Consider the following 12,576-nt stretch of genomic DNA (forward strand, 5'->3'; position numbering starts at 1 on the left):
GTGCGTATGGGCGGAGAAGACAAGATGGTTCCACAAAAGCTGGGAATCAACGGTCTGGGTCGCATCGCGAAGCTCAGCATCTGGCACCATGTGGAACGCCAATACTTTTCGGAACTGGTGGTCAACATCGGGCGTGACGTGGGCCGGAGCCTGGAGGACATTGCGCGGTTCATCGAAAAGGATTCCACCTACGGCCGCCTCCATCACTATCTCTACGGATGCCGGGCCCAGCGGGTGATCGAAGAGATCGACGAGCAGGAAGGTGCCATGCGCATCAACGGCGTGAAGGTGACCTTCCTGCGCACCCATCGCAACCCGGCCCACATCGGTTGGAAGGACCACGGCGTGGACCTGGTGGTGGACGCCACGGGGGCCTTCCTGGATCCCACGGTGCCGGCGGAGGATCCCAAGGGATCCGTACGGGGGCACCTGGCCGCCGGGGCTAAGAAGGTGATCGTCTCGGCGCCCTTCAAGATCAAGGACAAGTCCAAGGAGATGCCCCCGGATGCGGTGACCACCGTCATGGGTGTCAACGATGTGGACTTTGATCCCAAGCGCCACATCCTTGTGTCCAACGCCTCGTGCACCACCACCTGCCTGGCCTACATGGTCAAGCCCCTGCTGGACTACTTCGGTCCCACGCGGATCCTTTCGGCCTCCATGGCCACCGTTCACGCGGCCACCTCGTCCCAGCAGGTGCTGGACCGTTCCCCCAAGGCCAAGGCCGCCGATCTTCGCAAGACCCGCTCCGTCTTCAACAACATCATCCTCACCACCACGGGGGCGGCCAAGGCCCTGGGCCTGGTGATCCCGGAGATGAAACAGATCGGCTTCATCGCAGAATCCGTGCGGGTGCCGGTCACCACTGGCTCGCTCATCATCCTGGTGGTTCTCATTCAGGATGAGAGCCTGCGCAATCCCATCGGCCGAGATCTCATCAACGATGTCTATCGCCAGGCCCAGTCCCATTTTCCCGAAGGCTACCTGCTCTACACCGAAGAGCAGAACGTCTCATCGGACATCATCGGCCTGCCCCGGGCGGCGGCGGTGATCGAAGGCCACGAGACCCACACGCGTACGGCCGCCGTGCGCTTCGATCTCAACCACGTGCTCGACGTGTGCGCAACCATCTCCCGGGAAGAGGGGGAATCGATGGACGTGGACCAGATGCGGCGCACGGTGGATGAAAAGATGAGCTCTTCACAAAAGGAACGGATCATCCAGATCCCGGTCACCCAGGCGGTGATTTACGGCTGGTACGACAATGAGCTGGGAAGCTACACCAACATGTTGGGGGACCGGACGGTGAGTATTGCCAGGATGTTAGTGTGAATGGTGAAAACGGCGAGGAGGAAATCATGTCGGTGAAAGTGGCGATCAATGGATTCGGCCGGATCGGCCGCATGGTGTTTCGAGCCAACGTGGATCGGGGTTGGCCCCTGGACGTGGCCGCGGTGAACGATCTGGGAAGCCCCGACGATCTGGCCCACCTGCTCAGGTACGATTCGATCCACGGGCGCTGGGACAAGGACGTCCAGGCGGATGGGGACCGGATCCTGGTGGATGGCCGGCCGGTGCAGTGCCTGCAAGTGGCGGATCCGGCCCAGGCCCCCTGGCACGACCTCAAGGTGACCATCGTGCTCGAAACCAGCGGACGGTTCCGGGATCGGGATTCGTGTGTCAAGCACCTGAACGCCGGAGCCCGCAAGGTGATCGTGGGCGCTCCCGGCAAGGGCCTGGACGCCACCTTCGTCATGGGGGTGAACCACGACCACTACGATCCCCAGAATCACCATCTGGTTTCCAACGCCAGCTGCACCACCAACTGCCTGGCGCCCGTGGTGAGGGTCCTGCACGACCGGTTCGGCATCGAACACGGCCTCATGACCACCGTGCACTCCTACACCATGGACCAGCGCCTGCTGGATGCGCTCCACAAGGATCGACGGCGCATGCGGGCGGCTGCCCTGTCCATGGTGCCCACCACCACCGGGGCGGCCGTGGCGGTGGCGGAAGTGATTCCGGAACTGAAGGGCCGGCTGGACGGCATGGCCATCCGGGTGCCCACGGCCAACGTCTCCCTGGTGGACCTGGTGTGCCGCGTGGAGACGGCCACCACGTCGGAGGCGGTGAACGCAGCCTTGAAGGAAGCGGCGGAAGGCCCGCTGAAGGGCATCCTCCAATACGTGGAAGAGCAGCTGGTGTCCGTGGACTTCAATCACACCACCTATTCGTCGTCGGTGGACGCGTCGCTGACCAAGGTCCTGGACGGCCATCTGGTCAAGGTGCTGAGCTGGTATGACAATGAGTTCGGCTATTCCAACCGCATGGTGGACCTGGCCCTCTTCATGGGAGAACGACTCTAGCAGGCTGCCCGAAACCGCCCAGGTTGCCCCCTGCGTGTGCGGACGAAGGCTTGGGGCTGTCAGGCGGCCCCGTGCTGCCGGCCTGGCCTTGCAGCAGTTGGGGTGGGTTCCGAATCCACCCCCACAAGGCTGTCTCAGATCTCAAGAAACAGCACAGGGCACCGTGGAATTTCAGGTGCTCGGATAGCCCCAAAAGGCCGAAAGGCTGTCATCAGAAGCCTTTCCGGGGTCGTGTGGGCCCCGTGTCATCCTTTTTTCACCTGCGGAAAGGAGGTGAACGCCGTGAAGACGCTGGATCAGGTGGATGTCTCTGGCAAAAGGGTCTTTCTTCGAGTGGACTTCAACGTGCCGCTCGACAAAAAAGACGGCACGGTGGCGGACGACACCCGCATCCGGGCCATTCTTCCCTCCCTTCGCAAGGTCCTGGACGGGGGCGGCCGGGCCGTACTGGCCTCCCATCTGGGACGGCCCAAGGGGAAGGTGGTGCCGGAATTGTCACTGGCTCCCGTGGCGCGCCACCTTTCGGGGCTCCTGGGAATGGACGTACCCTTGGCTCCCGACTGCGTGGGGGAAACGGTTCAAAAGATGGCCGACCAACTGGCCCCGGGCCGGGTGCTGCTCTTGGAAAACCTTCGGTTCCATGAGGCCGAGACCCGAAACGATCCGGAATTTTCCCGGCAGTTGGCCGACCTGGCGGATGTGTACGTGAACGATGCCTTCGCCGTGAGCCATCGGGCCCACGCATCGGTCCACGGCATCACGAACTACGTGAAAGAATGCGCGGCGGGCTACCAGCTGGCCAAGGAGATCGAGACCTTCCAGCAGGCCATGGTGAATCCCCAGAGGCCTTTGGCGGTGGTGATCGGCGGGGCCAAGGTGTCCACCAAGATCGGGGTGCTGGAAAACCTGATCCCCAAGGTGGATCTTCTCGTCATCGGAGGCGCCATGGCCAACACCTTCCTGAAGGCGCAGGGAAAGTCCGTGGGAGCGTCCCTGGTGGAAGACGAATTTGTGGACACGGCCAAGGCGCTTCTGGACCAGGCCCGCCGGCGGGGCGTGCGCGTGCTCCTGCCGACGGACGTGACAGTGGCTCCTGCTCTGGACGCCGGAGACCGGGCCCGCCAGGTCCCTGTGGACCAGGTGCCGTCGGACGGGGCCATCTTCGATGTGGGTGAGGAGACCTCGTCTCTGATCCGCCGGGCCCTGGAGCCCTGTGCCACGGTGGTCTGGAACGGGCCCCTGGGGGCCTTCGAAACACCGCCCTTCCAACGGGCCACCTTCGACCTGGCCCGCTTTCTGGGCCGCTCCAAGGCCTTCACGGTCGTGGGCGGCGGGGATTCGGCCAGCGCCGTGGCCAAGGCCGGCGTGTCCGACCAGGTGGGCTACATCTCCACCGGCGGTGGCGCCTTTTTGGAGATGCTGGAAGGCAAGGTGCTACCGGGTATCGCCGCCTTGGAAAAGTGTGGTCAAGAGTCGTGACGCCGGACGGAAAAGAAAGGATATGCGATCCATGACACGAAAACCCTTGATGGCTGCCAACTGGAAGATGCACCTGTCCATTCGCGAAGCGGTGGATTTCATCGCCCGGCTGCACGAAGTGGTGGCAGGTTCCGAGGATCGGGAAGTGCTCATAGCCCCTCCGTTTACCCACCTGTGGGCGGTGCGCGAAGCCATGGGGGCAGCGGGCTTTTCCCTGGCCGCCCAGAACTGCCACTGGGAGGAAAAGGGGGCCTTTACGGGAGAGATTTCGCTGCCCATGCTCAAGGAGGTTGGCTGTGGCTACGTGATCCTGGGCCATTCGGAACGGCGCCATATCTTCGGCGAGCCGGACGAGTGGGTGGGACTCAAGACAGCCGCCGCCTTCGCCCACGGGGTGACCCCCATCCTGTGCGTGGGCGAAAAATTGGAAGAGCGGGAGGCCCAGAAGACGGAAGAGGTCCTTCTGCGCCAACTGGAAACGGGACTGGCCCAGGCGCCTGCGGAGCAGGTAGCGAGCCTGGTCATCGCCTATGAGCCGGTCTGGGCCATCGGCACGGGAAAGACGGCCTCTCCGGAGCAGGCCCAGGAGGCCCACGCCTTCATCCGAGGATGGCTGGCCCGGAGATACCAGAAAGAGATTGCAAAGAATATCCGAATATTGTATGGAGGCTCCGTCAAACCGGACAATGTGGACGCGCTCATGGCCCAGCCCGACATCGATGGGGCGCTGGTGGGCGGCGCGAGCCTGGATGTGGCCTCCTTCGGCCGCATCGTTCGATTTCAAAGGATGGGAGAAACGAATTAACATGGAATCTGTCGTCATTACCGTGCACATCATCGCCTGCCTGGCCCTGATCTTCATCGTGCTTTTGCAGTCCGGGCGAGGAGCTGAGATCGGCGCCGTCTTCGGGGGTAGTTCCCAGACCCTTTTCGGCAGTACGGGTGGGACCACCTTTCTCGGTAAACTCACCACCCTGGCCGCCGTGGTCTTCATGATCACTTGCCTGGGCCTCACTTACCTCTCGGGCAAGCCCAATACGGAATCGATCATGGAAAAGGTGCCGGCCAAGGAAGAACCCGCTCTTCCGCAAGCCACGCCGGTGAAGCCGAGCGCTTCGGCCCAGGTGCCGGCGGCCGTACCGGCCAAGGGCCCCCAGGCCGAAACCGGGTCCAAGCCCGAGACCGCCCCGACGGCTCCGCAGCCGGCGGCGCAGGCCCAGCCGGGCGGCGACACGGCGGGGCAAGAGCCCGCCAAATAGATCTTTACAAGAGCGGCGAAATGGGTATAATTCCCTTCGCTTTCAGCCCGTGCCGAAGTGGTGGAACTTGGTAGACACGCCATCTTGAGGGGGTGGTGGGGCGACCCGTGCCGGTTCGAGTCCGGCCTTCGGCACCATTATTGAAATCATTGGGAAAATTTCCCTGAAAAGCCGGTTTTGCCAAAAATCTGCCAAAATCTGCCAACGGTTGGATCGATAATGGTCATGATCTCAACACGTTGGCAATTTTGGCAGGGCGTTTCCGGCTGCCAAAGCCGTCGCCACCCTGGTGTCGCTGCCCGGTGACCGCCAAGGTGTGCGACAGATTTTTTTTGCCCTCGCCCGGGATCCAGTGGCCGTAAATGTCGACGGTCATGGTGATGCTGTGGTGGCCCAATTGCTTCTGCACGTAGGCAGGGCTGTAATGGTCCATCAGCAACAGGGAAGCATACGTGTGGCGAAGCTCGTGAGGGGATCTGACCCTGAGCTTGCTCAATCGGCATGCCCTCCGTAAGCCGCTTTGGACCATCCGTTGCGTAATACCGGCAAAAAGATAACCGTCTTCGGCACCGGTCCGTAACGCCTCCTTGCGAAGCTCGAGGATGTAGCCTTCGAGCTTGGTCACAAGAACCTCCGGCAGATCGATCAATCGTTTACCGGTCTTGGGAGATCCGAACCTACCGTGGCGAACCGTTTCCACAATCATGTACTGACAATTCTGGACATCGAGATGATCTCGGTGCATGGCCAAACATTCACCGAGCCGCATCCCTGTCAGTGCCAGCGTTTCAATCACCATGGCGATTCGCCGATTCAAGTGGCGCTCACAGTTCTCCAGTAACGTGATCAATTCCTGCCGGGTGAAGGGATCCGGTACCCGCTCCCTGCGCAACTTCTTCGCCGGGAGGATCTTCTTGGGCAATCCGCGAGCCGGGTTTTCCGTGATGAAGCCGTTGTCTATGGCTTCACTCAGAATGCCGCTGATAACGGAGTGGATCAGCTCGACGGTTTTTGCCGATCGAATCGAAAGGAGATCTCTCAAGAATCGTTTCAACACTCGGCGATCGACCTTGACCAGCGGTTTCTTGCCCAACGAGGGTACAATGAAGTCGCGAACGATCCCGTAGTAGCGTTCGAACGTGTTGGGAGCCCACCGCGCATGGTTGGCTTCCATCCAGTCTCTCGCAGCCTGCTCCACGGTGTAGTGCCTCGTCGCGTTGTCCCGTTCAAGGCCCTCTGTGCCAATGAAGGTGAGTCACCTACCCCTTGTTAAATTTGAGTTGGGCGGGAAGGTGAAGGGATCAGATAATACCCGTCCTGAATGGTGAAACAAGGCTATGCTTGGGGTAACGGAAAGCGCCCGCAGGGAAACTGGATCAACAGGCGATCGGACGAGGAATCGCCCTAGCGCCACCTAATAAAGTGGACCCGTTTGGCCGACAATCGGTGGCCCCTTTACGGGTGACAATCGACACTGGCTACGCACGACCAAAACGCCGAGCGGATTAGTCTCCGCCCATTGGGCTCCCGCTGCTGGCAAGAAAGGCCGCAACAGCTTGGGCAATAGGGCCGATTTGTTTTTCCGAGGGACAGCCCTGTTCGTCCGGAATCAGTGGAAATGCACCCACCCCTTCGTAGTCAGTCGTCCCATGGTGGGCTCGGAACAGAGCAGGGTCAGTGTTTCGACTGGGGTAAAAGATGAACGCACCGATGATGCCCTTCAAGCTATCCCGGTAGGCATGCATCTTATCGATGTCGTCTGGGGTGAAGGAACCATCCTCCGCCACCTTGAACTTGGCATCAAAGACCATTCCTCGACCGTTGTGATGGATCACCAGGTCGGGCCGCATTTCATGGGAATAGCTCTCGACGGGCGATCCATACGTCCGGTTGTAATGCAGAACGACTCCCCCGGGGTATGCGACCCGGTAACCGACGACAACTTTTTGCTCGCAAGCATTCGAGACCACGATCGGGTCGGCCGAAAGCGGTGGCGCTAGCCCGTCCAGAATGTCTTTCAAAACGAAGAAGCACCAGTATTCGTAGAGCAAAGGAATATTCTTTGTTTCCAAGATGCTGCGAAAATCCGGCGCGTCGAAATCGCATATCGTCATCCGGTGCAGCAGGCAATAGAGGCGAAACAGCTGCCGATATCCGTCTTTTTTCTGCAGGACCTGCGAGTTGACCGGTACCTGGACCATGGTTCCCACGTCTCTCCAGAGCGGTGCAGTTAGGAGCATGGCCAACGATTGTTCCAAAATTTGGATTTTTTTTCCTATTTCCGGGTTCAGATAACCGTCCTGCTCGGTCGCCAGGAACTTGCGCAGCATGCCTACCTTGCGGGCCAATTGTTCCAGAAAGAATTTAAGAAACCGGTTTTCACAAGTATCGAATGTGTGGCGCTTCTCCTCCGAGCGGATCTCAGATGGAAACAGAGATTGGCCCGTCCTGGCCCGGAACCTCTCGGCAAGCTTGGTGGCAGAGACGGCCAGATGCGATCCTACGCGTGCTAAGCGATGAGGAGCCAGGAGCATTTCCTCGATAGCCGCAGGGTTCATCTGCGCCACTTCGGCGGGCGGCCGGTGGACATGAATGCGCTCCAGTTTTCGGTGAGGATCGCAAAGAATCAGGGAAGCTATGATCCCGATTCGAGAGGGTGAGCCCAGCAGAAAGCGGTCGAGAAATAGGAACTCGATATAGGGGATGTCTTTGCCGATGCCCTCCCTGCGGTAGTTCTCTCCGACCGGAGTTTGAAAGGAAAACACGAGATTGGCGTATCGGTCGGAGAGGTATCCGAGAAGCGAGTGGTAGCGATCTTCACTCAACTTGGAGCTGCTCACCCGGATGTTGATGGGACCGATTCGAGTGAGGCCCACTCGGTTCAGAAACGACAGTTCGCGCAGTCCGTGCGGATAGATTTTTGTCGCGTTAACAAAGGGCAGCTGATCAAGGCAGCGACTCATAGGGGCTTGCGGATCGAAAACCCGAATGAAGTAGCAGTTTCTCTCATCCACTTCAACAGGGTCAGGAAGCGTTTCTTCCTCGGGCTCCTGGCCAAGCACCAGAGGGTCCGTTGCCAGAGCCACCCGATGTTGCGCGCTGTAGTATAAGATCCCCATTTTACTCGATGAAGCTGCAATAGCCCTGCATTTGAAGGTTTCTTAGCATGTTGGCAATTTTCCGGGCGGAGCGCGGGAAGCGTGCGCTCGAGTTGTGCTCCGCTGCCTGATTCATCAGGGTATCGTCATAGGTTTTTTGATCGGAGAAGCAAAACGCCAGGAAGCTCTCCAGAGGTCCCTGCAGCTTGGCCTGCGTGCCGTGGAACTTGGGAAGGATCTTTTGCAAAATCTGGATGTCGAACGCGTCCTCGAAGGTATAGTTTGCCACTGCTCGCTCGGCGTTGAGCAAAAAACGGGAAATTTCGTTGATAACCCGATAGCCGAAGTGAAGATGATAGGGCTTGAGCAGGTTGAGCAGGTTCCGCAGTACCCCCTTCAGCGAAGGATTGGCCCTCGCCGCACGCTCGTAGTCCTGGATGGACGGCAGCCGCCAACTCGCGAGCTCCTGGCCGATCTCCTGCAAGACCTGTTGTTCGTCCCGAAGCACAAACCTTTCGCTCGCGATGGCTTTGCTCGGTTCCAGCTCCACCTCGTTGAATTCAATAACATTCGACCGATCCAAAACCTTCGGGCTGAACATGTAGGTGGATTCGTCTACATTGACCGTACCGGTGAAAAAAACATTGCTCGGAATCCCGAGGCGGTTCGGCACGACCAGGCCGCCAACAGTTTCCCTGGGCGTCTCGAAAGCATGGAGTTGAATCGTTTCCCCCTCGGGGTTATCGCTCGTTCGCGATTCCATGATGCTGAGGAAATCGGAAAAATATTGTTCCACTCTCGCCAGGTTCATTTCATCGAGAATGACAAAACAGGGCTTCCCCTTGATCGTTGGCTCCTGGGCCGTGAGCAGGAGTTGCAGCAGCGGCGTGGCATGATACTTCTCGTCAAGCAGGTTATAGAAGCCGAGGAGGCCTCGGTTGTCCATCCAATCCGGACGCACCGGGATGAACTTCCTGCGCGCTTCCTGCTCCTGCGCGCTTGCCTCCTGAAGGATGAAGTCGGCAAAAATCTGGGCGATCTTTGTTTTTCCGGTGCCGGAGATACCGGTCAGGATCACGAACGGTTTGGTCTGAAGTGACAAAAAATACCGAGCAATGATTTCACCAGAAAACCGCAACCTCTTCGCCCGATAAAAGTCGTAGATATTGAGAAGGTTGCGATCCAACTCAAATTCTCCCGCTTCGTTCAAGTGATAGCCCATCTCTCTAGCCTTGTTTCGCCGTCTCAAGGACCCTTTCCCACCACTTGTCAGGGGGATTCATCCCTTGCGCCTCATAATAGTTTTTCAAGATCGCTTCTCGCAGCACCGATTGCTCGACATTTCCCTCTTTGGTTCCTTTTCCCTCAGCGATCAGCTGCTCCATGAGCCTTTCGATATATTCCTTGCTAGGGATGTCATGAGAGGCTCTTTGCGGCATCCGAGAAGTCGACTCCTCAGGTCGGGGGACTGCCCCGTATGGCCTGCCCTCCAGGATATGCATCGTATTCGCATTGATGGGATGGCTAATTGATGGGTCGAATTTTCGGACCTCCTGCAAAAAATCTCGCCCGTCTTCGAATTCCGTCCTCAGCGCTCTGACCTTCTCGTAGATTTCCCCTCGCTGGTGCTTTTTGCCGTCCCTCGTTTTGCTCACGCCGGTTCCACCGTCCAACAATTCAAACGGACCCGGGATCGGTCCACCATTGTCAGGTTTCCAGTCGAACAAGACTCGAATTTTAAGACCCTTGTTTGCGCCTTTGGGACCGATCGCGATGCCGCCGGACATGATGCCCGTATCCTTGATGCTGTTTTTGTCTGCCCTGGGCATGAAAGCTCCTCCTTTCGATCCGTTATCCATCCACCCTTGGTCCTAAATAAACAACGAGACAAACAAAACGGATGCTGCTGGTCACATTGGTCATCATTCAGATCAAGTCTCGGGCTGTAATCTTCTAAACCCCAGCAAAACTTTCGCCCAAGCGCTGTCCTTGCCAGATGGTGCAATGCTCGAAATGCGGAGGCACCCGTCATGCCGGTGCCTCCCTCCAGGTCAACCCTTTGGAATGATCACGTTTTGTACCATATTTTCCAGAATCGTGAAAGCCCGCTGCCGGGTCGCAGGGTTTTCCAACGTTTCCAGCTCGTTCGTCGGGTAGAACTGTCATCTATCTGGGACAGCCAGAGCTCAGCCTGGCGCAAGCAGGGTTACCAGTGATGGGTCCACCGTCCACCCGGACCGCGCGTTTTTGAATAATCCGGAGTGGGTATTCGTGACTGAGCACCGGAATACCCAGCAATGCTTTCGAGGATGCGAAGCCAGCCAGTATCCGTGGTGTCATTCTTGTTCGATGAACTCCGCCGAACGTTCTTGTTGATCGTGCTCTCTGTGCCAATGTGCTGACTTTATGAACGACGAGGAATCACCCTGGCGCCGCTTTGTAAAGTGGACCAGTTTGGCCGCCAATCGGTGGCCTCCGTACTGGTGACAATTGACACGTACGGGCGTTGCTGGCGATGCCCCGAAAATGGGTTCCGAATCCGTGCTGGTCAGTCCACCCAATCACACTTCACTGATTCAGGTCTCTTCCGAATGGCTTGCCGCTCAGCCGCCGGCAAAGCCGGTAGGCTGCAGCGGCTTATTAGCCCGCGCTCAGTCACGTTGCAGTAGCTCGTCGATGGTCATACCGACGTCCCGAGCAATCTTGCGAAGTAACGTTGGTGAAATGTCACGACCCGCGTGGAAAGGAACCGTGGTGACGCGTCCATCAGGGTGCCGGTACTGACGATGCGCCCCACGCTGCCGAACCTCCTGAAAGCCGAGGCGGACCAACAGGGCAGCCACCTCGCGGGGCTTCAAGACTGGAAGGGAAACCATCGGTCACGCGACCTGGATAGTCTGGAGGCCGACGAACTCGGATTCGATCTTCGGGTCGCCGTCTTCGAGTAGCATCGAGATGACCTCGCGCAGGTTGTTCTCGAGCTCATCGAACGTGGCTCCCTGGCTGTGGGCGCCAGGCCAGCCCGGAACCGAACCGACCAAGAGCCCCGTGTCGGGATCCCGTTCGATGATCACATTGAACGTACGCATGTTTTTTCCTCCTGCACTGTTCTCAGCTGCTCTTGTCGGACTAACTTTTTATTGTACACAATCTCCATTCAATCGGGTCGGCTCCTGGTCAAGTCAGCCCATCTTTTATCGCTATCATGCTATCGCCGATCTAGTCAAGTCACGGACATTACACGGAAAGATCACCTGACCAGGTCAGGTTGTCAGCTACCATAACGCGGCTGGTAGGGCATTATAGAGATTGTTTATAGTGATGAGGCACTCACGAATGGTGCCGAGAAAGGCGTGGAGCGAAGGCCCAAGAGGTGCTCTCTTGCCCTATGCGATGCGCAGTCAGAAGAGGACCGTCGGGCTTTTGAGCAATGGGATCCTTGTCCCTGAGCCGTAGGGGCCATTAGAAACGGCCCTACTCAAAAAAAGGTGTCCATCAATTCGGGGGCTTTACATGATTATGATACGGTGGATCATCTTATCCAAGGACTTCGGACTTACTTTGAGTTTTACAACAACGAACGTCCCCATCAGAGCCTGAAGGGGAAAACGCCTTCGGAGGTTTACCAGGGAAAAACCCTTAGAAATGCGGCATGAATGGAGCCTTCCGAGCCGTCGCGGGGGGCCGCCTCCGACGAGCCATGGTTGGGCCCATTCTCGGCGTCCCCCTGCGACTTGGTTTTCCGCCAAAGGCAGGTCCTTTGGGGCTTATTGAAAACTCGAGTGCTCAATTGAAGACCGGTGGCAGGCGAACTGGGAAGCTGGATTGTGAAGAACTGAGACAACACCTTCATTTGCTCCAAAATTGGCCTTGACAGTGGGGTCCACATTAGGCTGCATAGCCTTGGGCTCGCTTCATCGTTCCGCATCCTACAATTCCTGCTGCAGCGCGTCCCTCGCGCGATGGGCGCGCCGTGGCGCTTAATTTGATCGAAGAAACCATCAGGTCCTAGGAGCTTGTCCGAGAATGCGGCTTAAAATTTGAGTCCTGCATCGTTCATGAGCAAACATCGCGGGTGAAAGTGCTGTGACTGCAGAGACGTTGCTCGTCGACGCAAGATATCGGGCATCAGCAGGTATCAAAGAGCCATTCAAAAAGGAGCAAGCTGCCCCTTTAGGCAGCCTGTGCCCTGATCGCTCTTTGATCTATATTGATGATGCCCTCAGCTACGGCCTTTACAATCTTAAGAAGGTTATGGGCAGCGCACATCAGGGCAAATTCGCCCCTGACCTTTTCCAGCCCCCGCAGGCGAAAACCTCGAAACCCAAGATTTTTCATGTGCCCAAAGACGGGCTCCACAATGGCCTTTCGCCT

At 58.1% G+C, this 12,576-nt stretch carries 13 protein-coding genes and 1 tRNA gene; 7 read left to right on the top strand and 7 right to left on the bottom strand.

Translation table 11 applies throughout. The annotated features are described in order from the left end of the window. Positions 1 to 24 precede the first annotated feature (24 nt). The 6 genes from B9A12_RS13470 (at position 25) to B9A12_RS13495 (ending at position 5,241) form a co-directional block, all read left to right on the top strand. Positions 25 to 1,332 carry a type I glyceraldehyde-3-phosphate dehydrogenase gene (locus tag B9A12_RS13470; RefSeq protein WP_425430183.1) on the top strand — a complete coding sequence of 436 codons (1,308 nt, stop codon included), beginning with the start codon at positions 25 to 27 and terminating at the stop codon, positions 1,330 to 1,332. 26 nt (positions 1,333 to 1,358) lie between these two features. Then, on the top strand, positions 1,359 to 2,366 hold the full coding sequence (gene gap / locus B9A12_RS13475; RefSeq protein ID WP_084058645.1) for a type I glyceraldehyde-3-phosphate dehydrogenase: 1,008 nt from the start codon (positions 1,359 to 1,361) through the stop codon (positions 2,364 to 2,366). Between the two features lie 282 nt (positions 2,367 to 2,648). Further along, entirely contained in the window at positions 2,649 to 3,845 is a 1,197-nt protein-coding gene (locus B9A12_RS17675; RefSeq protein ID WP_084058631.1) for a phosphoglycerate kinase, read from the top strand. 31 nt (positions 3,846 to 3,876) lie between these two features. After that, entirely contained in the window at positions 3,877 to 4,650 is a 774-nt protein-coding gene (tpiA, locus tag B9A12_RS17680) for a triose-phosphate isomerase (RefSeq protein WP_084058632.1), read from the top strand. A gap of 1 nt (position 4,651) precedes the next feature. Then, complete coding sequence (secG, locus tag B9A12_RS13490) at positions 4,652 to 5,104, top strand: preprotein translocase subunit SecG (protein WP_084058633.1); 453 nt, start codon at positions 4,652 to 4,654, stop codon at positions 5,102 to 5,104. A 51-nt stretch (positions 5,105 to 5,155) separates the two neighbouring features. Beyond that, positions 5,156 to 5,241: transfer RNA gene (locus B9A12_RS13495), tRNA-Leu, on the top strand. 86 nt (positions 5,242 to 5,327) lie between these two features. Here B9A12_RS13495 and B9A12_RS13500 read toward each other — a convergent pair. The 6 genes from B9A12_RS13500 to B9A12_RS13525 all read right to left on the bottom strand — a co-directional run bounded on the left by B9A12_RS13500 (position 5,328) and on the right by B9A12_RS13525 (position 11,291). Next, a complete protein-coding gene (locus B9A12_RS13500; protein ID WP_139796635.1) occupies positions 5,328 to 6,302 on the bottom strand; it encodes a tyrosine-type recombinase/integrase in 975 nt (324 codons plus the stop codon). 307 nt (positions 6,303 to 6,609) lie between these two features. Further along, a complete protein-coding gene (locus B9A12_RS13505) occupies positions 6,610 to 8,223 on the bottom strand; it encodes a DUF2357 domain-containing protein (protein ID WP_084058635.1) in 1,614 nt (537 codons plus the stop codon). Position 8,224: 1 nt separating this feature from the next. Further along, entirely contained in the window at positions 8,225 to 9,424 is a 1,200-nt protein-coding gene (locus B9A12_RS13510) for an McrB family protein (protein ID WP_084058636.1), read from the bottom strand. 4 nt (positions 9,425 to 9,428) lie between these two features. Continuing rightward, a complete protein-coding gene (locus B9A12_RS13515) occupies positions 9,429 to 10,031 on the bottom strand; it encodes a hypothetical protein (RefSeq protein ID WP_084058637.1) in 603 nt (200 codons plus the stop codon). Positions 10,032 to 10,853: 822 nt separating this feature from the next. After that, on the bottom strand, positions 10,854 to 11,078 hold the full coding sequence (locus B9A12_RS17895; protein WP_084058638.1) for a type II toxin-antitoxin system HicA family toxin: 225 nt from the start codon (positions 11,076 to 11,078) through the stop codon (positions 10,854 to 10,856). Between the two features lie 3 nt (positions 11,079 to 11,081). Beyond that, a complete protein-coding gene (locus B9A12_RS13525; protein ID WP_084058639.1) occupies positions 11,082 to 11,291 on the bottom strand; it encodes a type II toxin-antitoxin system HicB family antitoxin in 210 nt (69 codons plus the stop codon). Between the two features lie 399 nt (positions 11,292 to 11,690). Here B9A12_RS13525 and B9A12_RS17975 point away from each other — a divergent pair, with 399 nt between their 5' ends. Then, on the top strand, positions 11,691 to 11,858 hold the full coding sequence (locus B9A12_RS17975) for an integrase core domain-containing protein (RefSeq protein ID WP_170920612.1): 168 nt from the start codon (positions 11,691 to 11,693) through the stop codon (positions 11,856 to 11,858). A 517-nt stretch (positions 11,859 to 12,375) separates the two neighbouring features. Here B9A12_RS17975 and B9A12_RS13535 read toward each other — a convergent pair. Further along, on the bottom strand, positions 12,376 to 12,540 hold the full coding sequence (locus B9A12_RS13535; protein WP_425430184.1) for a transposase: 165 nt from the start codon (positions 12,538 to 12,540) through the stop codon (positions 12,376 to 12,378). Positions 12,541 to 12,576 lie beyond the last annotated feature (36 nt).

The organism is Desulfacinum hydrothermale DSM 13146, from assembly GCF_900176285.1.
Lineage (GTDB): Bacteria > Desulfobacterota > Syntrophobacteria > Syntrophobacterales > DSM-9756 > Desulfacinum > Desulfacinum hydrothermale.